Origin of the sequence: Kitasatospora sp. NPDC059646 (genome assembly GCF_042734615.1) — a bacterium.
Lineage (GTDB): Bacteria > Actinomycetota > Actinomycetes > Streptomycetales > Streptomycetaceae > Kitasatospora.
Window position 1 is genome coordinate 1 of the sequence record NZ_JBHWDS010000059.1, and the last position, 21,270, is coordinate 21,270.

The 21,270-nt window shown below is 73.6% G+C and carries 18 protein-coding genes and 2 pseudogenes; 8 read left to right on the forward strand and 12 right to left on the reverse strand.

Features of this window, described 5'->3' with window-relative positions:
* Positions 1 to 187: pseudogene (locus ACFV1L_RS30740) on the reverse strand (hypothetical protein); the annotation flags it as partial.
* A 184-nt stretch (positions 188 to 371) separates the two neighbouring features.
* Here ACFV1L_RS30740 and hemG point away from each other — a divergent pair.
* Positions 372 to 1,775: a protoporphyrinogen oxidase gene (hemG, locus tag ACFV1L_RS30745; protein WP_380372053.1), complete on the forward strand. Its 1,404-nt coding sequence runs from the start codon at positions 372 to 374 to the stop codon at positions 1,773 to 1,775.
* Complete coding sequence (gene hemQ, locus ACFV1L_RS30750; RefSeq protein WP_380372056.1) at positions 1,772 to 2,482, forward strand: hydrogen peroxide-dependent heme synthase; 711 nt, start codon at positions 1,772 to 1,774, stop codon at positions 2,480 to 2,482. The genes hemG and hemQ overlap by 4 nt, the downstream gene beginning before the upstream one ends.
* A 76-nt stretch (positions 2,483 to 2,558) precedes the next feature.
* Here hemQ and ACFV1L_RS30755 read toward each other — a convergent pair whose 3' ends face one another.
* Positions 2,559 to 3,023, reverse strand: a complete 465-nt coding sequence (locus ACFV1L_RS30755; RefSeq protein WP_380372058.1) for a hypothetical protein — start codon at positions 3,021 to 3,023, stop codon at positions 2,559 to 2,561.
* A gap of 311 nt (positions 3,024 to 3,334) precedes the next feature.
* On the opposite strand from ACFV1L_RS30755, the gene ACFV1L_RS30760 reads away from it, so the two are divergent.
* On the forward strand, positions 3,335 to 4,726 hold the full coding sequence (locus tag ACFV1L_RS30760; protein WP_380372060.1) for an IPT/TIG domain-containing protein: 1,392 nt from the start codon (positions 3,335 to 3,337) through the stop codon (positions 4,724 to 4,726).
* Positions 4,727 to 4,793: 67 nt separating this feature from the next.
* On the opposite strand, the gene ACFV1L_RS30765 is transcribed toward ACFV1L_RS30760, so the two are convergent.
* From ACFV1L_RS30765 to ACFV1L_RS30775, 3 genes and pseudogenes are all read right to left on the reverse strand, one after another.
* Positions 4,794 to 5,558, reverse strand: a complete 765-nt coding sequence (locus ACFV1L_RS30765; protein WP_380372062.1) for a TIGR04222 domain-containing membrane protein — start codon at positions 5,556 to 5,558, stop codon at positions 4,794 to 4,796.
* An 80-nt stretch (positions 5,559 to 5,638) separates the two neighbouring features.
* Positions 5,639 to 6,670 (reverse strand): TIGR04222 domain-containing membrane protein, encoded by a 1,032-nt coding sequence (locus tag ACFV1L_RS30770; RefSeq protein WP_380372065.1) that lies wholly within the window; start codon positions 6,668 to 6,670, stop codon positions 5,639 to 5,641.
* A 44-nt stretch (positions 6,671 to 6,714) separates the two neighbouring features.
* Positions 6,715 to 7,993: pseudogene (locus ACFV1L_RS30775) on the reverse strand (DUF692 domain-containing protein).
* 198 nt (positions 7,994 to 8,191) lie between these two features.
* Between ACFV1L_RS30775 and ACFV1L_RS30780 the strand changes: the two are divergent.
* Positions 8,192 to 9,100 (forward strand): GNAT family N-acetyltransferase, encoded by a 909-nt coding sequence (locus ACFV1L_RS30780; protein WP_380372068.1) that lies wholly within the window; start codon positions 8,192 to 8,194, stop codon positions 9,098 to 9,100.
* Between the two features lie 4 nt (positions 9,101 to 9,104).
* Here the strand turns inward: ACFV1L_RS30780 and ACFV1L_RS30785 are convergent, their stop codons facing one another.
* The 5 genes from ACFV1L_RS30785 to ACFV1L_RS30805 all read right to left on the reverse strand — a co-directional run bounded on the left by ACFV1L_RS30785 (position 9,105) and on the right by ACFV1L_RS30805 (position 14,593).
* On the reverse strand, positions 9,105 to 11,084 hold the full coding sequence (locus tag ACFV1L_RS30785; RefSeq protein ID WP_380372070.1) for a restriction endonuclease: 1,980 nt from the start codon (positions 11,082 to 11,084) through the stop codon (positions 9,105 to 9,107).
* A 192-nt stretch (positions 11,085 to 11,276) separates the two neighbouring features.
* On the reverse strand, positions 11,277 to 11,681 hold the full coding sequence (gene msrB, locus ACFV1L_RS30790; RefSeq protein ID WP_380372073.1) for a peptide-methionine (R)-S-oxide reductase MsrB: 405 nt from the start codon (positions 11,679 to 11,681) through the stop codon (positions 11,277 to 11,279).
* Positions 11,682 to 11,708: 27 nt separating this feature from the next.
* Complete coding sequence (gene murC, locus ACFV1L_RS30795) at positions 11,709 to 13,094, reverse strand: UDP-N-acetylmuramate--L-alanine ligase (RefSeq protein WP_380372146.1); 1,386 nt, start codon at positions 13,092 to 13,094, stop codon at positions 11,709 to 11,711.
* A gap of 124 nt (positions 13,095 to 13,218) precedes the next feature.
* The gene (locus ACFV1L_RS30800; protein ID WP_380372075.1) at positions 13,219 to 13,683 is read right to left on the reverse strand and encodes an indole-3-glycerol phosphate synthase; all 465 of its coding nucleotides are present in this window, start codon (positions 13,681 to 13,683) and stop codon (positions 13,219 to 13,221) included.
* Positions 13,684 to 13,816: 133 nt separating this feature from the next.
* Positions 13,817 to 14,593 carry a pyrimidine reductase family protein gene (locus ACFV1L_RS30805; RefSeq protein ID WP_380372078.1) on the reverse strand — a complete coding sequence of 259 codons (777 nt, stop codon included), beginning with the start codon at positions 14,591 to 14,593 and terminating at the stop codon, positions 13,817 to 13,819.
* Between the two features lie 171 nt (positions 14,594 to 14,764).
* On the opposite strand from ACFV1L_RS30805, the gene zapE reads away from it, so the two are divergent.
* Positions 14,765 to 15,814 (forward strand): cell division protein ZapE, encoded by a 1,050-nt coding sequence (zapE, locus tag ACFV1L_RS30810; protein WP_380372081.1) that lies wholly within the window; start codon positions 14,765 to 14,767, stop codon positions 15,812 to 15,814.
* Between the two features lie 10 nt (positions 15,815 to 15,824).
* Here zapE and ACFV1L_RS30815 read toward each other — a convergent pair whose 3' ends face one another.
* Positions 15,825 to 16,388: a hypothetical protein gene (locus ACFV1L_RS30815; protein WP_380372083.1), complete on the reverse strand. Its 564-nt coding sequence runs from the start codon at positions 16,386 to 16,388 to the stop codon at positions 15,825 to 15,827.
* Between the two features lie 76 nt (positions 16,389 to 16,464).
* Between ACFV1L_RS30815 and uvrB the strand changes: the two genes are divergently transcribed.
* From uvrB to ACFV1L_RS30830, 3 genes are all read left to right on the forward strand, one after another.
* The gene (gene uvrB, locus ACFV1L_RS30820) at positions 16,465 to 18,555 is read left to right on the forward strand and encodes an excinuclease ABC subunit UvrB (protein WP_380372086.1); all 2,091 of its coding nucleotides are present in this window, start codon (positions 16,465 to 16,467) and stop codon (positions 18,553 to 18,555) included.
* A 175-nt stretch (positions 18,556 to 18,730) separates the two neighbouring features.
* Positions 18,731 to 19,309 carry a TerD family protein gene (locus ACFV1L_RS30825; RefSeq protein ID WP_380372088.1) on the forward strand — a complete coding sequence of 193 codons (579 nt, stop codon included), beginning with the start codon at positions 18,731 to 18,733 and terminating at the stop codon, positions 19,307 to 19,309.
* Positions 19,310 to 19,543: 234 nt separating this feature from the next.
* Positions 19,544 to 20,530, forward strand: a complete 987-nt coding sequence (locus ACFV1L_RS30830) for a TerC family protein (protein ID WP_380372091.1) — start codon at positions 19,544 to 19,546, stop codon at positions 20,528 to 20,530.
* Positions 20,531 to 20,585: 55 nt separating this feature from the next.
* Here the strand turns inward: ACFV1L_RS30830 and ACFV1L_RS30835 are convergent, their stop codons facing one another.
* A complete protein-coding gene (locus ACFV1L_RS30835) occupies positions 20,586 to 21,239 on the reverse strand; it encodes an MBL fold metallo-hydrolase (RefSeq protein ID WP_380372094.1) in 654 nt (217 codons plus the stop codon).
* Between the last annotated feature and the right edge of the window lie 31 nt (positions 21,240 to 21,270).

A 21,270-nucleotide genomic window follows, 5' to 3' on the forward strand; every position in this document is an offset into this window, starting at 1 on the left:
ACCCCGCGCCGCCCGCACCGGGGGTGCCCGCCGCCTTCGCGCCGCCGGCCGCGGGCGCGACCGCCGGCGCCGCCGCGTTGTCCGCCCTGCCCGCGGACGCGCTGCTGCCGCTCGCGCTGCACCCGGCCAGCAGCAGCACCGCCGCCACCGCGCCGGCCACCCCCGCTCTGCGCACCCGTACTCCCATGCCCGTCCCCTCCCCGTGGTCGACGGCGGGCCGCTCGCCCGCCCCTCGGCACTGTGACGCGCGGACCCGTGAACCGGACCCGCCCCGGCGGTACCGGAACGATCACGCCTCGGCCTCGCACCGGTCTCGGCCGGCGGTGCGGGGCATTTCGGGATCCGGGATAAGGGCTGCGAGACTTCGGGACATGGCGAAACCTCACGTCGTGGTGATCGGTGGCGGCATCGCGGGCCTGGCCGCGGCCGCCTTCCTCAGTGACCGGCCGGTGCGGGTCACCGTGCTGGAGGCGTCCGACCGCTTCGGCGGCAAACTGCTCGGCGGCGAAGTCGGCGGCGTCCCGGTCGACCTCGGCGCGGAGTCGATGCTCGCCCGGCGTCCCGAGGCCGTCGACCTGGCCCGGAAGGTCGGCCTGGGCGAGCAGTTGGAGCCGCCCACCACCGCCAAGGCGTCGATCTGGACCCGCGAGGGCCTGCGCCCGATGCCCGCCGGCCAGCTGATGGGCGTCCCCGGCGACCTGGACGCCCTCAAGGCCTCCGGCGTGCTCACCCCGGAGGGCCTGGAGCGGGCCGCGAACGAGCAGCCCGCCGAGATCGGCGACGACGCCGCGATCGGCTCCTACGTCGCGGCCCGGCTCGGCCGCGAGGTCGTCGACCGGCTGGTCGAGCCGCTGCTCGGCGGCGTGTACGCCGGCCACGCCGACGAGATCTCGATCCGCGCCGCCGTCCCGCAGCTGCTGGCGCTCGCCCAGCGCGGCGGCTCGCTGGTCGAGGCCGTCCACGAGCGGACCGCCGCCGCGACCGCCACCGGACCGGTCTTCCAGGGCCTGCGCGGCGGACTCGGCACCCTCCCCGGGGCGATCGCCGCGTACGACCGCGCGCACGGCGCCGAACTGCTCACCGGCCACCCCGTGGAGGCGCTGCGCCGCACCCCCGACGGCTGGCAGGTCACCACCGCCGGGCGGCGCCTGCACGCCGACGCCGTGGTGCTGGCCGTCCCCGCGCCGCACGCCGCCGCACTGCTGGCCGCCGACGCGCCGGCCGCCGCGGCCGAGCTGCGGGAGATCGAGTACGCGTCGATGGCGCTGGTCACGCTGGCGTTCCGGCGCGCCGACCTGGCGGACAGCCCGCTCACCGGCAGCGGCTTCCTGGTGCCCCCGGTGGACCGGCGGCACATCAAGGCGTCCACCTTCTCCAGCAACAAGTGGGGCTGGCTGGAGCGCTCCGCCCCCGACGCCTTCCTGCTGCGCACCTCGCTCGGCCGGCACCGCGAGGACGCCGCGCTCCAGTTGGACGACGCCGAACTCGTCGCCCGCTCGCTCGCCGACCTGGGCGCCGCCGTCGGCCTGGGCGCCACCCCGTACGACCACGCCGTCACCCGCTGGACCGACGGCCTCCCGCAGTACCCGGTCGGCCACCTCGACCGGGTCGCCCGGATCCGCACCCGGCTCGACGGCCTCGGCGCGATCGCCGCCTGCGGCGCGGCGTACGACGGCGTCGGGATCCCCGCCGTGGTCGCGAGCGCCCGCCGGGCCGCCGACGCCGTCCACCCCGTCGCCGGAACCACCCGCACAGAAGGGACAATGGGCTCATGACCGATAGCACTGAGCAGCCCGTGAAGAAGAAGGCCCGCGACCTCAACCAGGTCATCCGCTACACCATGTGGTCGGTGTTCAAGCTCAAGGACGGCCTCCCCGAGGACCGCACCGCTCTCGTCGCCGAGGTGGACGCCCTCTTCGAGCAGCTCAACGCCAAGGACGTGGTGATCCGCGGCACCTACGACGTGTCCGGTCTGCGCGCCGACGCCGACCTGCTGATCTGGTGGCACGCCGAGTCCTCGGACGACCTGCAGGAGGCGTACAACCGCTTCCGCCGCACCGGGCTGGGCCGCCGCATGGAGCCGGTCTGGTCGAACATGGCGCTGCACCGCCCCGCCGAGTTCAACAAGTCGCACATCCCGGCGTTCCTCGCCGACGAGCGGCCCCGCGAGTACGTCTGCGTCTACCCGTTCGTCCGCTCCTACGAGTGGTACCTGCTCCCCGACGAGGAGCGCCGGGCGATGCTGTCCGAGCACGGGCAGATGGCCCGCGGCTACCCGGACGTGCGCGCCAACACGGTGGCGTCGTTCGCGCTCGGCGACTACGAGTGGCTGCTGGCCTTCGAGGCCGACGAGCTGCACCGGATCGTCGACCTGATGCGCGACCTGCGCCCGTCCCGCGCCCGGCTGCACGTGCGCGAGGAGGTGCCGTTCTTCACCGGCCGCCGCAAGTCGGTCGGCGACCTGGTCGCCGGACTGTTCTGACCGCCGGGCCGCTCCGGTCCGCCCCGACAGCCGCCACCGTGCCCACGGTGGCGGCTGTCGGCCGTTCCGGCCCCGGTCAGGCCGGCGCGTTCTCCAGGTCGTCGATGACCAGGTCGGGCAGGCGCAGCTGGTAGTCGACCAGGGTGGTGGAGCCGTCGTCCCACTGCTCGGTGAGCAGGACGGTGGTGTGCCCGGCGCCGCTGTCGCCCTGGGCGACGCTCCAGCCGGCCGGCACGTTCTGCGCCCGGAACACCGGGTCGGCGTCGTTCTCGGCCGCCCACTGGTCGAGCCGGGCGTTCAGGTCGTCGGTCAGGTACTGCGCGCGGACCTGGCGGGCCCCGTCGAGGTCCCCGCTCAGGACGTCCTCGCGGTACTGCGCGAAGAACGCGTTGACCTGGCGTTCGGCGGGGGTGAGGCGCTGGTCCGGCGCGGACCGCTGGTGCTGCCGGGGCCGTTCCAGGGCGACCGCCGGGGCGGGGGCCAGCAGACCGGCCAGGGACAGGGCGAGGACCGCCGCGGCGGCGGTGCGGAGACGAGTCATGCCGCCGAGTCTGCGGGCCGCCGGGTGTCCTTCGTGTACGACGCGCTGGTGCGGTGCCGGAACTGGCCCGATCGGCTGCGGGGAGGCCCGCGTGGGGGCGAACTCCCGGTCCGGCGCTGGGAGCTGACGGCGGATCGGATCGGGTCGCCGGAATGCGGAAATACTCAATCCGTTTGTGGATACTGTGCGATGATCGCACCCGGCGGCGTGTCCCGTACGTCCGGTTGAACCGCGCCCGGAGTGCCGACCGCTGCCCCTCCCGGGGCGGCCGCACCCCTGCCCGCCCATCCCGTCCCCACCGAAGGATGTCCATGTCCCTCTCCACCTCCGCGGCGGCCCGGCCCCGCCGCGTGCGCGGCCGGGCGGTCCTGCTCGCCGCGACGACCACCGCGTTAGGCATACTCGCCGGCGCCGACCCCGCCCGTGCCGACGCCGTCGTGCAACTCGCCGGCCCGGCCGGGCCCGTGCCGGCGAACGCCCCGTACACCGTCACCCTCGACGTGCCGAACAACGCCGGCCCGGGGAAGAACTCGCCCTACGTGAACATCGCGCTGGCGGGGGCCGCCGCGACCGTGACGTCCGCCAAGTCGTCGGCCTGGGACTGGGACTGCGACTTCACGGCGGGATCGTCCGGCGCGTGCTGGAACCTCGCCGGCCTGCCCTCCGCCACCTCGATCACCCTGACCGTCCTGCCGACGGCGGGCGGGAGCGTCACCGTCTCGGCGGACGCCCGCGACCGGAACCAGCCCGTCGGGGCCGACTCGCTGACCACGCAGGTCCAGGCCCCGGCGCCGGCGGTGACCGGCCTCGCCCCCGACCACGGCCCGCTGGCCGGCGGCACCAGGACGGTCCTCACCGGCAGCCACCTGACCGGGGCGACGGCGGTCTCCTTCGGCGCCGTGCCCGCCACCGCGTTCACCGTGGACAGCGACACGCAGATCACCGCCACCGTCCCGGCCGGGACCGCCCCCGGGACGGCCGACGTCACCGTCACCACCCCCGGCGGCACCGCCGCCGCCGGGACGTACACCTACCAGGACCCTGCGACCACCGGCGGCTACGTGTTCTGGCAGAGCGCCGACCCGGCGTCCGGCTCGACGGTGAAGACCGGCACCGAGGTCACCTACACCGTGACCGTCGCCCAGCAGGGCGCGGACCCGGCCGCGGGCGCGACCGTCACGGGCGACCTGTCCCAGCTGCTCGACGACGCCGCCTACCCGGGCGACGTGGCGGCGAGCACCGGCACCGCCACCGTCAAGGACGGCAAGCTGACCTGGACCGGCGACCTGCCGGTCGGCGGCAGCGCGACGATCACCTACTCGGTGACCGTCAACGGCGACGGCGACCGCCGCCTGCACAGCACCGTCGGCACCCCCGACGAGCGGCGGGGCGCCTGCGACAGCACGAAGAGCTGCACCGCCGACCACACCGTCCCGGCCCCGAGCACCCCGACGCCCACGCCCACGCCGACCCCGACGCCCGAGCCGACGGTGACGCCGACCGACGGCGGGCAGACCCCCGCCGCCCCGGCGGCCTCGCCCGACAGCCGGACCCCGGCCGCCACGGCATCCCCGACCGCGTCCTCGTCCGTGCTGGCCAGCACCGGCGCCGAGACGCTCGGCACCGCCGCGACGGGCGCCGCCCTGCTCGCCCTCGGCGTCCTCACCGTCGCCCTCGCCCGCCGCCGGGGCCGCCGCGGCTGACACCCGCACCCCGCACGGCGCGGAGGCCGCCACCGGGATCCCGGTGGCGGCCTCCGTCGGATCGGGCCTAGCGCTGGCCGAGTGCCGCCCGCAGTCGCGGGTCCTGGACGGCCTCGGGGCCGCGGATCGCGACCGCGGTCAGCAGGTCGTCGGCGGTGCCGGTCAGGCAGACGTGCGGCCACCGCATGGTGCCCAGCAGCCGCTGGCCGGCCGGGGCCGCCCAGGCGGTGTAGGCGTGCACGTCCACCCGGGCCATCAGCAGGGTGCCGCCGGTCAGCACCAGCGGCAGCGCGTACCAGGCGAGGACCGTCCGGGCGGACGCCCCGTCGGCGTTCAGCACCACCGTCAGCAGCAGCATCGCGGCCGCCCACAGCAGCGCGTACCGGACGTGCCGGATCGCCCGCAGCGCCCGGTCCCGGACCACCGCCGGGGTGGCCAGCCCGGCCAGCGCCAGCCGGTCGCCGATGTCCCGGACGGTGGGGTGGGCGGCCAGCGCGGCCTTCAACTGGGCGGTGCGGCACTGGCCCTCGGGGCCGATCGCGGAGATCAGCGCCCGCTCCAGCCGGCCCCGCCCCTGCGGATCGACCACCGTGGTCCACCCCGTGTGCGCGAGGTGCAGCCGGCCCAGCCCGGCCATCCGGACCAGCGCCAGATCGACCACCCGGGCCGGGCCGCCCGCCAGGTACGCCGTCTCGTACAGGCCGATCCCCGACGGCCGGGCGTCGGCCGGCAGGTGGTCGGCGAGAGCGTCGGCGATCGCGGCGACCCGTACCAGGCGGAGACAGGACAGCACCGCGGCGGCACAGGTCGGGATCAGCAGCAACACCCACATGCTGCTTGTTCTAGTCCCGTGCCCGCGGCGAACGGAACGGATCCCCCGGCCGCGATACCGAACTGTGACAAAGCTGTTTCTCAGGAACCGCACCCGCCGCCGCCGCAGCTCGACCCGCACGAACTGGACGAACCGCACGAGTGCGACGACCCGCAGGAGTGCCCGCCCGAGTGGCCGCCGCCGTGCCCGCCGGAGCCTCCCGAGGAGCTGGACGAACCGCACGAGGAGGCGGTGCTCCCGCACGACGCCCCGCCCGCGGCCGTCCCGGAGTGCGAGCCGCTGCCCGAGCGCGAGGACCGCGACGACCGTCCCGACTTCGCCGCCCCCGCCGGCGGCGGTGCCGCCACGGCGCCCCCGAACGCCGCGCGCAGCGGCATGTCCTCGGACGTGCTCAGCGAGGCCGGCCCGCCCAGGGCGTACGCGCCGACCAGGGCGGCGTACTGGCGGTCGACGCCGTGCGGCTGCCACGGGCTGCTGCCGCGCAGCAGCTGCAGCTGGCGCTCACCGGCCGGCGTGATCCGGGACTTCGGCGGCCGGCCGACCGCGAGGTGCACCGCGGCGATCACCGCCAGCGCCCCGAACGCGAAGAACGGGGGCGTGCTGGCGTCCCGCTCCGGCCCGGACAGCCACCGGACGGTGGCGACCGTTCCGAGCACCAGCGTCACCAGCAGCGCGAGCACCACCAGCCGGCGGGCCCGCCACGCCGCCCTGAGCGCGGCGGGCCGGCGCAGCAGGCCGCGGGCGGCCAGCGCGTCACCGATCCGCCGCACCTCCGGGGCGCCCAGCACGGAGTCCCGCAGCACCGACAGGTCCCGGCCGGTGCGGCCGCCGACGGCGGTGATCAGCACCGTCTCGACCGGGTCGCGCGGCGCCGGGTCGGTGACCGTCACCCGCCGGGCGCGGGAGACCACCACCCGGCCCTCGCGCTCCATCCGCAGCAGCGCGGTGCCCACCGCCCGGTCCGGCCCGCCGGCCAGGAACGCGGCGTCCAGCAGCGGCATGCCGCGCCCCGGCAGGCCCTGCGGATCGGTGACCCGGCGGCAGCGCCGGTCGAAGACGGTGGCGACGGTCATGGCCAGCGCGACCAGGACCAGTGCGACGACGAACTGCATGTTCCACATTCCCCCGTGCGTCCTTTCGTTCGGCGGTGCGGTGGTTACGGGTGGGCCCGGGCGGTGCGGCGCGGCAGCAGGCGGCCCCAGCGGCTCGCGGCCGGGTGCAGCAGCCGCCGCAGCGCCGGGTGCCAGGGCGCCCCGGGTGCGGCGTCCAGCGCCCAGTCGGCGAAGGCGCGGGCGTCGGCCCGGTAGCCGCCGGTGAGCGGCCGGCCGGTGGCGTAGCGGCGGAACAGCGGGGCGAAGTCCGCGCCGAGCAGCTCGGGCAGTTCCGGCATCAGGTGCCCGACGGTCTCCCGCCGCTTGGCGAGCAGGCCCTCGGACTGGGTGCGCAACTGCGCCGGGTCGAAGCCGGCCGGGGCGGGGCCGCCGGCCACCAGGGCGGTCAGCAGCTCTTCCTGACGGGCGGCCAGGTGGCGGCGGGCCAGGGCGAGTTCGGCGTCGGCGCGGTCGCGGATCAGGTATTCGTCAAGCTCGGACACGGGCGTTCTCCTCCCGGTGGACGCGGGCCGTGCGGTGGACCCGGCGGATCGCGTCGAGTTCGGCGGACAGTTCGGCGGGCGGCGGGTACGCGCCGTCGCGCTCCAGCAGCACCCCCGGCGGGTCGGTGCGCTCGCACAGCGCGGCGAGCACCTCCAGCACGGGGGCGGTGACGGGATGGGTGTGCGTGTCGTGCCAGACGCCGTCGCGCTCCACCCCGCCCGCGACGTGCACGTAGGCGAGCGCGTCCAGCGGCAGCCGGTCGAGTTCGGCGGCCGGGTCGACGCCCAGGTTGACCCGGTTGGTGTGCAGGTTGGCGACGTCCACCAGCAGGCGCACGCCGGTCCGTTCGACCAGCTCGGCGAGGAACTGGGCCTCCGTCAACTCCTCGCCCGGCCAGGCCAGCTGGGCGGCGATGTTCTCCAGCGCCAGCGGCGCCGGCAGCTCCCGCTGGGCGATCCGCACGTTGGCGGCCACCACCCGCAGCGCCTCCCTGGTCCGCGGCACCGGCAGCAGGTGCCCCGCCTCCAGGCCGCCCGCCCGGACGAACGCCAGGTGCTCGCTGACCAGCGGCGCCCCGAGCGCCTCCGCCACCGCGGCCAGCCGGGCCAGCCGGGCCGGATCGGGCGCGGCGGCGCCGCCCAGGCCGAGCGAGACGCCGTGCGGGACGACCGTGACCCCCCGGCTCCTCAACTCGGCCAGCGACGGCGGCAGATGGTCGGCGCAGACGTTCTCCGCGACCACCTCCACCCAGTCCAGGCCGGGCAGCCGCTCCACGACGGTGTCGATCTCGGGGCGCCAGCCGAGCCCCGTGCCCAGCCGCGGAATTGCGGACGACGACATATTCCACCCCTTTCCGCCGGGCCATTCGACGGCCCCGGCTCCCCCTGCCGAGGGTGTATCCGGGCGGAGCCGATGCCAAGCGGGACACCGGAAACTCAGAGCTGAACTTGAGGTTTCCGGCGCACTGAACGAACCGGCCCGCAGGTGGGGGGAAATTCAGCGGCGCGCAGGCGAACGACTGGCTAACGTGACATGCCTATGACTGCGACGCCGTACCACATCCGCCCGTTCACCCCCGAGGACGCCGCCGGGGCCACCGAGGCCTACCGGGCCGGCCGGCCGCACCTGGTCATCACGCCCGAAGTGACCAGCTGGCTCGTCGGCCTGCCGCACTACCACCTGCTGGTCGCCGAACGCGCCGGACAGGTGGTCGGCTCCGCGAGGTTCGGCCCGGTCACCGAGAGCACCACCCCGCACCAGGGCTTCCTGAACGTCAGCGTGCTTCCCGCGCACCGCGGCGCCGGCATCGGCACCGCCCTGGTCACCGCCGCCGAACGCGAACTCGCCGCCCTCGGCACCCGCGAGGTCCACGGCTGGGCGGACGGCACCCCGGAAGCACTCGCCTTCGCCGCCGCCCGCGGCTACCGCAAGGGCCGCCGCGCGCAGTTCGCCGGCCGCGACCTCACCACCCCGCTGCCGCCCCTGCCGGCCACCCCGCCCGGCATCGAACTGCGCCCCGCCGCCGACTTCCTGGACGACCCGTACCCCGTGTACCTGGTCGACATCGACGGCACCCGCTCCGAACCCGGAGACCTGGCCCTGGAGGACCAGTCCTACGAGAGCTGGCTCGCCGAGATCTGGAACCGCCCCGACCAGGACCACACCCTCACCGTGGTCGCCCTCGACGGCGGCGAGGCCGTCGCCTTCTCCGCCGCGCAGACCGACGGCCGCACCTACTGGTCGGCCTTCACGGCCACCCGCTCCACGCACCGCGGCCGCGGCCTCGCCAAGCTCGCCAAGGCCCACTCGCTGCACCGCGCGCAGGCCCGCGGACTCGTCGCCGCGTACACCAACAACGACGCCGACAACGCGCCGATGCTCGCCATCAACGAGTGGTTCGGGTACCGGGTCTGCGCGGAGGAGTGGAAGCACAGCCGGACGCTGTGACCCCCTACTCCACGTCGACGCCGTGCGCGCGGGCCAGCCCCGCCAGGCCCTCCGACCAGCCCTGGCCGACGGCACGCAGCTTCCAGCCGTCGGCCGGGTGCCGGTAGATCTCCGCGACCACCATCGCCGAGACCGCCGGATCGGCCGGCGGCCGGAACACCCACCGGCCGCCGCCGGCGGCGAGCTCCACGGCCGGGTCGACGAGGTCCGCGCAGGTGGCGTCGGAGTCCGTGTCGAGGTTCACCGACACCGCGACCCGGTGGACGGCGGCGGGGAGCCGACCGGTGCGCACCACGGCGCTGCCGTCGCCGGGCTCCAGGGTGACGGCGCCGTTCGCGGCGGTCGGCTGGTGGTAGAAGACGAAGTCCTCGTCGGTGCGCACCTTCCCGCCGGCGTCGAGCAGCAGCAGGGTCAGATCGGCGTCCGCGCCGCCGGCCCGGAACCGCACCCGCACCTCGCCGTCGGGCAGCGCGGTGTTCTGACCGGGCTGCAACTCCACACCGAGGAACGGGGGTTCGGCTCCGCGTTGGCGGGGCATCCCGACCGGCTCCGGAGCCGGACCGAGGCGACCCGGCAGGCCGTGCTCGTGGAGCAGGGTGAGCAGCATCGTCCCGTCGACCAGGGTGAGCGGCTTGTTCTCCACGTGCTTGCGCGACCCCGGACCGAAACGCGAAGTGGTGACCAGGATGCCCCGGTTGGCGCCCTGGTGGCGCATCGTCGACTCCAGGTCGCGGACGGCGCTGGGGGAGACGGTGTGCCGGTAGCGCTTGGCCTGGATGACGATCTTCCCGCCGGTGATCGGGTCGGGGTCCTCGGCGAGCACGTCGACGCCCTCGTCGCCGCTGCGGGCGGTGGTGCTGGTCCGGAGGCCGCGGCGGCGGAACAGCTCGGCGATCAGCTTCTCGAACTCGATCGGGTCCATGGCGAACAGGTCGGGGTCGGCGGCCTCCGGGGCGAAGGACGCGGCGGCCGGGATCGCGGCGACCGGGTCCGCCTTCTCGGGGCGGGCGGAAATGCGTCCCCCGAGCGCGTCGAGCAGGCAGTCCATCGGCTCGACCCGGTCCAGGGCGAGGCGGCGGAAGGTGCTGCGGTCGACCTCGACCGCCAGGACGCAGCGGTCGCCCTCCCGGCCGGTCGCCGGATCCGGAGCGACCACCACGCCGTTCAGACCGACCGAGGTCAGCAATCCGGCGGTGTCCGCCCGGAACACCTCGGCGAGCACCCGCAGCGCGGTCTGCGCGAGGACCTCGCGATAGAGCTCCTTGCGCTGCGCGACCGGCCGGGCGACCTCGTCCTCCCGGTCGGCGGACCGCACGTAGCGGTACTTCCCGACGGCCGGCACCACGTCGAACGGCGGAAACTCCCAGCGGATCACCAGCCGGCCCGCGGACCCGTCCCAGGAGACCCCGCCGACGGACGGAAAGCCGTCCGGCCAGTCCTCGCGCCAACCCAGTACCGTCTCGAACAGGCCCAGCACGGCCTCGCTCTCGCCCGCCCGCACCTGCGCGGACAACTCCGCGGCCTGCGCGGACTGCCAGGCCAGCTGCCGACGCCGCTCGACTGCCCACGCGTCGTACTGGGCGCGGTAGTCGGCGAGTTGGCGCTGGCGCTGCTGCTCGGCTGCCCAGGTCGCGTGCCAGTCGTGCTCGAACCTGGCCCGGGCCTCCGCCGCGCGGGCGTTCCACTGGCGGCGGGCGGCATCCTGATGGGCCTGAGGGCCCGTCAGGGGAGGGAGCAGGTAGTTGTTTTGATCGGGCATCGGGATCGGCGTGCCCAGCGGACCCGGGTCGAACGGCGGGAGCGGCTGCTGTCCGGCCGAGGCGACAGCCGCCAGCGAGAACCCCGGACCGGTCAGGCCGGTGGCCAGTACCTGACGCAACTCCGCGACACGATCGTCCAGTTCGGCCGTCCGGCGGGCCGCGTCGGCAGACCGCTCCTGCTCGTAGGACCGCACCGACCCGGACCGGGCCGGCGCGCGCCGCACCTCCTGCCGGGACCGCTCACGCGACGGACCGGACGACCCCGGTCGTGCCTCCGCGCGGCGGTGCTGCTCGCGCTGCGCCTCCGCCAGTACCGACCACACCCCGGAAGACCGCCGCCGTGCCACGCCCGCCCCACCCACGTCCAGACCGAACCAGAGCGTTCAGTCTTCCACGGGGGCGGGCGCGGCCGCGCCCTACTCGGCGGGCTTCAGGCGCAGCGAGATCGAGTTGATGCAGTACCGCTGGTCCGTCGGCGTGTCGTAGCCCTCGCCCTCGAAGACGTGCCCGAGGTGGCTGCCGCACTTCTTGCAGCGGACCTCGACCCGGCGCATGCCGAGCGTGGTGTCCTCCAGGTACTCCACGGAGTCGCCGGCGAGCGGCGCGTAGTACGACGGCCAACCGCAGTGCGAGTCGAACTTCGTCTCGCTGCTGAACAGTTCGGCGCCGCACGCCCGACAGCTGTACACGCCGACGGTCTTGGTGTCGGTGTACTCGCCGACGAACGGGCGCTCGGTGCCGGCCTCGCGGAGCACGTGGTACTCCTCGGGGGACAGTTCGGCCCGCCACTCGGCGTCGGACTTCTGGACCTCGTAGCTCACGGTGCTCTCCAGGGCTCGCCGTCGGACTCAGACAGCAGGTGCAACGTCCGCCAGGGCGGCCAGAATTTCCGGGCCCAGGTTGGTGACGTCGCCCGCGCCCATGGTCAGCACCAGGTCGCCGGGGCGGGCCAGTCCGGCCAGCACGGCGGGGGCGGCGGCGAACTCGTGCTCGGCCCGGACGTCCGCGCCGGCCCGGCGGGCCGCGTCGATGATCAGCTCGGCGGTGACGCCGGGGATCGGGTCCTCGCGGGCCGGGTAGATGTCCAGCACCACCGAGGCGTCGGCCAGCGCCAGCGCCTGCCCCATCTCCTCGGCGAGCTGCTGGGTGCGGGAGAACAGGTGCGGCTGGAACACCACCAGCACCCGGCCGGCGCCCGCGGCCTCGCGGATCGCCTCCAGGTCGGCGGCCATCTCGGTCGGGTGGTGCGCGTAGGAGTCGATCACCTGCACGCCGCGGGCCTCGCCCTTCAGCTGCAGCCGCCGCCGGACGCCGGTGTACGCGCCGAGGGCCTTCGCCAGCCCCTCCGCGGGGACGCCCAGCGCGACGCCCGCGGCCAGCGCGGCCACCGCGTTGTGCGCGTAGTGCCGGCCCGGCACCGAGACGGTGAACGTCAGCCGCTCGCCGCCGAGTTCGACCGTCACCTCGCTGGTCATGCCGCGGGCGGCCACCGACAGCACCCGCACGTCGGCGTCCTCGGCGGCGCCGACCGTCACCACGTTCAGGCCGTCCCGGCCGGCGACCCGGCGGGTCAGCTCGCGGGCGCCCTCGTGGTCGGCGGAGACCACCAGGGTGCCGCCGGGGACGATCCGGCCGACGAAGGTCTCGAAGGACTCGTAGATCTCCTCCATCGACGCGTAGTTGGCGTGGTGGTCCAGCTCGACGTTCAGCACGATCGCCACCTCGGGCGCGTACTTGTGGAAGCTGCGGTCGCTCTCGTCGGCCTCGGCGACGAAGATCTCGCCCGCCCCGTGGTGCGCGTTCGAGCCGGGCAGGTCGAGGTCGCCGCCGATCGCGTACGAGGGCTCCAGGCCGAGCTCGCCGAGGCTGACCGCCAGCATCGAGGTGGTGGTGGTCTTGCCGTGGGTGCCCGCCACCGCGAGCGCCCGCCGGCCGCCCATCAGCGCCGCCAGCGCGTCCGAGCGGTGCACCACCGGGATGCCGCGCTCCCGGGCGGCGACCAGCTCCGGGTTGTCGGCGCGGATCGCACTGGACACCACCACGCTGCTGGTGCCGGCCGGCAGGTGCTCGGCGGCGTGCCCGACGAACACCGTGGCACCCAGCTCGCGCAGCGCCCGCACGGTGTCCGACTCCTTGGCGTCGCTGCCCGACACGGCGGCGCCGCGCACCGCGAGGATCTTCGCCAGGCCGGACATGCCGGCGCCGCCGATGCCGATGAAGTGCGGGGCGTGCAGGTCGTGCGCGGCGTCGTTCAAGGCTGGCTCCGTACTGGCAGTAGAGGAGGCGGAAGAGAGGGCGTCCCGTGAACCGTGCGGCTGCGCGGTTCACGGGACGATTCTGCCCTAATCGGCAGGGCGGTCAGGATTCGCTGGCGAACAGCTTGAGCACCGGGACGCCGACCTCGTGCCGGGCCCGGGAGGCCCAGTCGCGGTGGAAGAACTCCTCGACGAAGTGCGGCGAGGTCAGCACCAGCACCTCGTCGGCCCGGTTCTCCTCCACCACCTCGCGCAGCCGCACCAGCGGATGCTCCTCGACCACCTCGCCGACCGCCTCCGCCCCCGCCCGCCGCAGGTGCCGCAGGCTGTGTTCGAGGGACTCCCCGGCCAGCGTCGGGGCCGCTTCGGACGGCTCCTCGCGCTCGTGCACCGCCTGGTCGAGATGGCCGAGGGCCACGTCGTCCAGGGCGCGCAGCAGTTCGTCCTGCTTGCCGCGCGGTTGCATCAGGACGACGAAGGACACCTGCTCCTCGCCGTGGAGCGTGGTGACCAGTTCCACGTCGGCGTCGGACAGTGCCTTTTCGATCATCAGTACGGTCTTGAACACGTGAGTCCCTTCGCTGGTACGGGCCCCCGGGTCCGGTTTCCTCAGCCCCTCCTTCATAGTGCCCGGAGGAAGGATTCCTCACGCTGCACACGCGCCACACGGAACACATGATCCACATCGGTCAGGAAGTGGCTCAGGTGCGGGCGGGGTCGCTCGGGGAGCGGTCCGGATCGGTCGACCGCAGATAGCGGGTGAAGAGGAAACCTTTCTCCTCGATCAATGACACCAGCCGCATCCGCCGGACGTCCGCGATTTGCGGCCCGTTCACGATCCTCGGTGAATCACCCGCTGTCACCAACGGGGCCAGCGAGAGGCACAACTCGTCCAGCAGACCGTCCGCCGCGAGCTGGCCGAGCAAGCGGGGACCGCCCTCCGAGAGCTGGCGGTGCCAACCACGCTCCGTGAGCGCCGCCACCGCCCGGGGGAGGTCCACCGACCCCGTTCCTGCGGTGATCACATCGGCTGCCGCGGCGGTCCGGGCGAGCTTCCCGGACGGCGCGTCCTCGGTGGTGATCACCACCGTCGGCACCAGCGGGGAGGTGAACAGCGGTGCCGAGAGGTCCAGGTCCAGGCTCCGCGTCACCACCGCGATCACCGGCGCCGGGAGCTGGCCCGCGGCCCGCCGCCGCTCGGCGAACTCCGCCCGCGCCCGACCCGGCCGGTACCCCTCCGCCCGCACCGTCTCCGCACCCACCAGCACCACGTCGCACAGCGCCCGCAGCACCCCGAAGATCCGCTTGTCCGCCTCGCTGGACAGCCCGTCCGAGAGGCCGTCCAGCCGGGCCGCGCCGTCCAGCGACGCCACCATGTTCGCCCGCAGCCACGGGCCGTCCGACGGGTACGCGTACGCCTCCGCCAGCCACTCCAGACTGCCGGGCGTGCCGGGGGTGTTGCCGAGAAGTTGCTCCATGGGACCGAGTCTGGCAGGTGGGCGCGAGGACGGGGGCGCGGGGAACCGCGCGTCGGAAGGCGCCCACCAGCACGGTCGCGACGCGGGACGACGACGTGCCCGCGGGAGGACCCCGCGCGCCTCCGGAGGTGCATCCCCGGCGTTTCGCGCCCACCTGTAGGCTGGTTTCTCGTGTCTGCACCTGCCTCGGAGTCCGAGATCCGTACCGTGACAGCCCTCGCCGCCCGGCGGCCGGTGGTTCCGGCCGAGCGGCTGGTGGCCGAGATGGTGCCGCCGCCGCGGTTCGCCGGCGTGAGCTTCGGCAGCTACCTGCCGGACTCCTCGCAGCCCAGCCAGTACGAGGCCGTGCAGATCCTGGAGTCGTTCGCGGCGGGCCTGAACGCGGGCGCGGAGCCGGTCAGGCGCGGCTGGTTCCGGCGGTCCGCGCCGGCGCCGAGCGGGCCGGCGGGGATCTACCTGGACGGCGGGTACGGCGTAGGAAAAACGCATCTGCTGGCGTCGCTCTGGCACGCCGTCCCGGGCCCCAAGGCGTTCGGCACGTTCGTGGAGCTGACCAACCTGGTCGGCGCGCTGACGTTCCAGGGCGCGGTGAAGACCCTGAGCTCCCACCGGCTGCTGTGCATCGACGAGTTCGAGCTCGACGACCCGGGCGACACCGTCCTGGTGTCGACCCTGCTGAGCCGGCTGGTCGAGAACGGGGTCAAGCTCTGCGCGACGTCGAACACGCTGCCGGAGAAGCTCGGCGAGGGCCGGTTCGCCGCCGCGGACTTCATGCGGGAGATCCAGGGCCTGTCCGCGCACTTCCGCCCCGTGCGGATCGACGGCCAGGACTACCGCCACCGCGGCCTGCCGGACGCGCCCCCGCCGTACTCGGACGCCGAGGTGACCGCCCGGGCCGAGACGACCCCGAACGCCTCGCTGGACGACTTCGACACCCTGCTGGAGCACCTCAAGGAGGTGCACCCCAGCCGCTACGGCGCGCTGCTGGACGACGTCGGCGCGGTGTTCCTGCGCGGCGTGCGGCAGGTCGACGACCAGTCGACCGCGCTGCGGCTGGTGGTGCTGGCCGACCGGATGTACGACCGGGAGCTGCCGATCACGGCCTCCGGCGTGCCGTTCGACCAGGTGTTCACCGAGGAGATGCTCCGCGGCGGCTACCGCAAGAAGTACCTGCGGGCGGTCTCCCGCCTGGTGGCGCTGGCCCGCGACTCCGCGAAGTAGCGCGCCCGGCTCAGGGGTACAGGGTGACGTCCGGCAGCGGCCGGCCGTCGGCGTCGAACAGGGCCGTCCCGCAGTCGCAGCGCTCGCCGGCCAGGGTCTCGCCGGGCGGCAGCTCCCAGACCAGCTGCTGCGCGCAGCCGGGGCAGTCCAGGCAGACCAGGGTCGGCCGGGTGCCCCAGGGCAGCACCGGGCAGTGGTCGTGGGTGAGGCCGGTGAGGCCGTCCGGCGTGCTGCCGCCGGTCCGGGCGACCAGCAGCGCGTAGGCGTCGTCCCCGTGGTGCACCTGCAGGAGGGCGCAGCCGAGACCCGCCAGCACCCCGGACAGGTGGTCGAGCTGGCGGACCGGCAGGTCGCCGCGCCGCAGCGCCGGATCGGCCTCGGCGGCGCGGCGGACGGCGGTGTCGTCGACGTCCGCCGGGTCGGCGCCGAGGGCCCGCACCCGGGCGGCGACGAACTCCGCCAGCCGGCCGGGCTCCTCCTCGCCGCTCCAGTCCAGGGTGAGGAGCACCCGGTCGACGCCGGTCCCGCGGGCCCGCTCGTCGGCGGTGAGCACAAGTTCTGCCAGTTCGGTCATGCCGGACACGCTAACGACCACCGCCGACAGCCCGGACCGGACCCGGAGTGTCGGCGGGCGGTCGTACCGTGGAGGCGTGCGTCCCATCACGAGTATTGAGCGGTCCGTGGCGCCCTTCGAGGTCGTCAGCCCCTACCAGCCCAATGGTGACCAGCCGGCGGCCATCGCCGAGCTGGAGCGCCGGATCCGCGCGGGGGAGAAGGACGTCGTCCTGCTCGGTGCGACCGGTACCGGCAAGTCGGCCACCACCGCGTGGATGATCGAGAAGCTCCAGCGCCCCACCCTGGTGATGGCGCCGAACAAGACGCTGGCCGCGCAGCTGGCGAACGAGTTCCGCGAGCTGCTGCCGAACAACGCCGTCGAGTACTTCGTCTCGTACTACGACTACTACCAGCCCGAGGCGTACGTCCCGCAGACGGACACGTACATCGAGAAGGACTCCTCGATCAACGAGGAGGTCGAGCGGCTGCGCCACTCCGCCACCAACAGCCTGCTCACCCGGCGGGACGTCGTGGTGGTGGCGTCGGTGTCCTGCATCTACGGCCTCGGCACGCCGCAGGAGTACGTGGACCGGATGGTCCGGCTCAAGGTCGGCGAGGAGGTCGACCGGGACGCGCTGCTGCGCCGCTTCGTGGACATCCAGTACACCCGCAACGACCTGGCGTTCAGCCGCGGCACGTTCCGGGTGCGCGGCGACACCATCGAGATCTTCCCGGTGTACGAGGAGCTCGCCGTCCGGATCGAGATGTTCGGCGACGAGATCGAGGCGCTGTACACGCTGCACCCGCTGACCGGCGAGGTGATCAGCCAGGACGACTCGGTGTACGTCTTCCCCGCCTCGCACTACGTGGCCGGCCCGGAGCGGATGGAGCGGGCGGTCAACGACATCGAGAAGGAGCTGGAGCAGACCCTCGCCCGGATGGAGAAGCAGGGCAAGCTGCTGGAGGCCCAGCGGCTGCGGATGCGCACCACCTACGACATCGAGATGCTCCGCCAGATCGGCACCTGCTCGGGCGTGGAGAACTACTCGATGCACTTCGACGGCCGCGAGCCCGGCTCGCCGCCGAACACCCTGCTCGACTACTTCCCCGAGGACTTCCTGCTGGTCATCGACGAGTCGCACGTGACGGTCCCGCAGATCGGCGCGATGTACGAGGGCGACGCCTCGCGCAAGCGCACGCTGGTCGAGCACGGGTTCCGGCTGCCCTCGGCGATGGACAACCGGCCGCTGAAGTGGGAGGAGTTCCAGGAGCGGATCGGCCAGACCGTCTACCTGTCGGCGACCCCGGGCAAGTACGAACTGGCGCGCGGCGACGGGCAGGTGGAGCAGATCATCCGCCCGACCGGCCTGATCGACCCCGAGGTGATCGTCAAGCCGACCGAGGGCCAGATCGACGACCTGGTGCACGAGATCCGGCAGCGGGTGGAGAAGGACGAACGCGTCCTGGTCACCACGCTCACCAAGAAGATGGCCGAGGACCTCACCGACTACTTCCTCGGCCTGGACATCCGGGTCCGTTACCTGCACAGCGACGTCGACACCCTGCGCCGGATCGAGCTGCTGCGCGAACTGCGGGCCGGCGAGTACGACGTGCTGGTCGGCATCAACCTGCTGCGCGAGGGCCTGGACCTGCCCGAGGTGTCGCTGGTGGCGATCCTGGACGCCGACAAGGAGGGCTTCCTGCGCTCCGGCACCTCGCTGATCCAGACCATCGGCCGCGCCGCCCGGAACGTCTCCGGCCAGGTGCACATGTACGCCGACAAGATCACCCCGGCGATGGACCTGGCGATCTCCGAGACCAACCGCCGGCGCGCCGTCCAGCAGGCGTACAACGAGGAGCACGGGATCGACCCGCAGCCGCTGCGGAAGAAGATCGGCGACCTGCTGTCCACCATGGCCGGCGAGGACGTCGACACCGAGGAGCTGCTCGCCACCGGCTACCGCCAGCAGGGCAAGGGCAAGGCCCCGGTGCCGTCGCTGGGCCTCGACCGCAAGCCGGCCAGGAGCCTGCCCGCGGCCGAGCTCGCCGAGCTGATCCAGGACATGACGGACCGGATGCACACCGCCGCCGCCGAGCTGCAGTTCGAGGCGGCGGCCCGGCTGCGCGACGAGGTGAAGGAGCTCAAGCGGGAGCTGCGCCAGATGCGCGAGGCCGGGATGGCCTGATCGGGCGGTCCGGAACGGCCCGCCGTGTCGTGGTTCTGCCACAGTCTCGCCGTCCCGGACCGGGGCGGCGGGGCGGCGGCGTAGGGTGGTGCGCGGCCGGCCCGGTGCCAGGGCGCTCCTGGCACGTCCGGCCGCGTGCGAGAGCCGGGGCGACCCGGCGGAAGGGGTGGTCGACGTGTCGGTGAACCTGGCCAAGGGTCAGAGCGTCAGCCTGTTGAAGTCCAGCGGCGGGGAGCTGAGCGTGGTCCGGATGGGCCTCGGCTGGAAGTCCGCTCCGGGCAAGCGCGGCTTCTTCAGCCGCCGCCCGAAGGAGATCGACCTGGACGCGTCCGCCCTGCTCTACGACGGCAAGGCGATGAGCGACGTGGTGTTCTTCTCGCACCTGGTCAGCAACGACGGCTCGGTGCAGCACACCGGCGACAACCTGGTCGGCGGCGCCGGCGGCGAGGACGACGAGAGCATCCTGGTGGACCTGACCAAGGTGCCGCGCCGGGTGACCCAGATCGTGTTCACCGTCAGCTCGTACAGCGGCCAGAACTTCCTGGAGGTGCAGAACGCGCACTGCCGGCTGGTCGACGAGAGCACCGGCAAGGAGCTGGCCCGCTACGAGCTCACCGGCGGCGGCACCCACACCGGGCAGATCATGGCCAAGGTGGAGCGGGACGGCGCGGGCTGGAAGATGACCGCGATCGGCGCCCCCGCCAGCGGCCGCACCTTCCGCGACATGCTGCCGTTCATCGAGCCGTTCCTGTAGGCCGCGTCCTCCGCCCCTCGGGGCATCTCTTTACCTTCTTTACCCTTCCTTGGTCCTCCTGTTACTCTCGACGGGAGCGGAGGGGAGTATTCCCCGTTCAGTGACCCCGTCATCACGGGTGCCCGTCGCGGCATCCCGGGGCGCTGGCCGCGCGGCACCGGCCTGCGGGCGCGCCGCGCGGCGGAAGAGACCTCCGGCAGTGACGATGTTCGCCTAGCTGCCGGAGGAGCAGTCATGGACGTTTCCGCAGGCCTGTGGGCCGGCACCATCGCGGTGCTGGCCCTGTTGATCGTGGCCGATTTCTTCATCGGCGGCCGCAAGCCGCACGAGGTCTCCATCAAGGAGGCCGGCATCTGGACGGCGGTCTGGGTCGTGCTGGCCCTGCTGTTCGGCGGCTTCCTGGCCTGGTACGGCGGCGGGAAGCCGGCCGGGGAGTTCTTCGCCGGCTACATCACGGAGAAGTCGCTCAGCGTCGACAACCTGTTCGTGTTCATCCTGATCATGGGCAAGTTCGCGGTGCCGAGGATCTACCAGCAGCGCGTGCTGATGTTCGGCGTGATCATCGCGCTGGTGCTCCGCGCGGTGTTCATCGCCGGTGGTGCGGCGCTGGTCTCCAGCTTCTCCTGGGTCTTCTACCTGTTCGGCGCGTTCCTGGTGTGGACCGCCTGGAAGCTGATCAAGGAGGCCCGGGCGGAGGAGGAGGGCGAGGAGGACTTCGAGGAGAACCGCCTGCTCAAGTCCATCCAGAAGCGCGTCCCGTCCACCGAGACCTACCACGGCACCAGGCTGTTCGTGCGGGAGAACGGCCGCCGGCTGATGACCCCGATGCTGATCGTGATGATCGCGATCGGCACCACCGACGTGCTGTTCGCCCTGGACTCGATCCCCGCCATCTTCGGCCTCACCCAGGACCCGTACATCGTCTTCACCGCCAACGCCTTCGCGCTGATGGGCCTGCGGCAGCTGTACTTCCTGATCGGCGGCCTGCTGAAGAAGCTGGTCCACCTGTCCTACGGGCTGTCGGTGATCCTGGGCTTCATCGGCGTGAAGCTGGTGCTGCACGCGCTGCACGAGAGCGGCGTGCACGTGCCGGAGATCAGCATCCCGGTCTCGCTGGGCTTCATCCTGGCCACCCTGGCGGTCACCACCGTCACCAGCCTGATCGCCTCGCACCGGCAGAACGCCGACGACGCCGACCGGTCGGCGGAGATCGACGCCTGACCCGGGCGTGCGCGAGGGCCCCCGCCGAAGCCTCGGCGGGGGCCCTCGCGCGTGCTCACCAGCCGCGTTCGCGCCACTCCGGCAGGTGCGGGCGCTCGGCGCCCAGCGTGGTGTCGCTGCCGTGGCCCGGGTAGACCCAGGTCTCGTCCGGGAGGACGTCGAAGATCTTCTCGTTGACGTCCCGGAACAGCGAGTCGAACGCGGCCGCGTCGCCCCAGGTGTTGCCGACCCCGCCCGGGAACAGGCAGTCGCCGGTGAACAGGTGCGGGTGGCCCTGCGGGTCGTCGTAGACCAGCACGATCGCGCCCGGGGTGTGGCCCACCAGGTGGCGGACCGTCAGCTCGATCTGCCCGACCCGGAGCACCGAGCCGTCCTCCAGCGCGACGTCGGTGGGCACGTCGATGCCCTCCGCGTCGATCCGGCCGGCCGCGGTGCGCGCCCCGGTCGCGGCGACCACCTCGGCCAGCGCGGCCCAGTGGTCGCGGTGCCGGTGGGTGGTGACCACCATGGCCAGCCGGCTGCCCACGGTCTCCAGCAGCACCGGGGCGTCCGCCGCCGCGTCGATCAGCAGCTGCTCGTCGGTGGCCCGGCAGCGCAGCAGGTAGGCGTTGTTGTCGTACGGCCCGACCGCCACCTTCGTGATGATCAGGTGGGCCAGCTCCCGGACGTCGGGCGCGCCGCCGACCTTGACCGCTCCGTGGTACGTCATCACGCCGCTCCTCGCTGTCGCTGGGGGTGTC

Excerpts from the sequence above, each read along its gene's own strand:
- ACFV1L_RS30830 (WP_380372091.1), top strand. The coding sequence starts at position 19,544 with ATGGACGTTTCCGCAGGCCTGTGGGCCGGCACCATCGCGGTGCTGGCC.
- ACFV1L_RS30815 (WP_380372083.1), bottom strand. The coding sequence starts at position 16,388 with ATGACCGAACTGGCAGAACTTGTGCTCACCGCCGACGAGCGGGCCCGC.
- ACFV1L_RS30835 (WP_380372094.1), bottom strand. The coding sequence starts at position 21,239 with ATGACGTACCACGGAGCGGTCAAGGTCGGCGGCGCGCCCGACGTCCGG.
- hemQ (WP_380372056.1), top strand. The coding sequence starts at position 1,772 with ATGACCGATAGCACTGAGCAGCCCGTGAAGAAGAAGGCCCGCGACCTC.
- ACFV1L_RS30760 (WP_380372060.1), top strand. The coding sequence starts at position 3,335 with ATGTCCCTCTCCACCTCCGCGGCGGCCCGGCCCCGCCGCGTGCGCGGC.
- ACFV1L_RS30765 (WP_380372062.1), bottom strand. The coding sequence starts at position 5,558 with ATGTGGGTGTTGCTGCTGATCCCGACCTGTGCCGCCGCGGTGCTGTCC.
- ACFV1L_RS30770 (WP_380372065.1), bottom strand. The coding sequence starts at position 6,670 with ATGCAGTTCGTCGTCGCACTGGTCCTGGTCGCGCTGGCCATGACCGTC.
- ACFV1L_RS30755 (WP_380372058.1), bottom strand. The coding sequence starts at position 3,023 with ATGACTCGTCTCCGCACCGCCGCCGCGGCGGTCCTCGCCCTGTCCCTG.
- ACFV1L_RS30805 (WP_380372078.1), bottom strand. The coding sequence starts at position 14,593 with ATGGAGCAACTTCTCGGCAACACCCCCGGCACGCCCGGCAGTCTGGAG.
- ACFV1L_RS30780 (WP_380372068.1), top strand. The coding sequence starts at position 8,192 with ATGACTGCGACGCCGTACCACATCCGCCCGTTCACCCCCGAGGACGCC.
- hemG (WP_380372053.1), top strand. The coding sequence starts at position 372 with ATGGCGAAACCTCACGTCGTGGTGATCGGTGGCGGCATCGCGGGCCTG.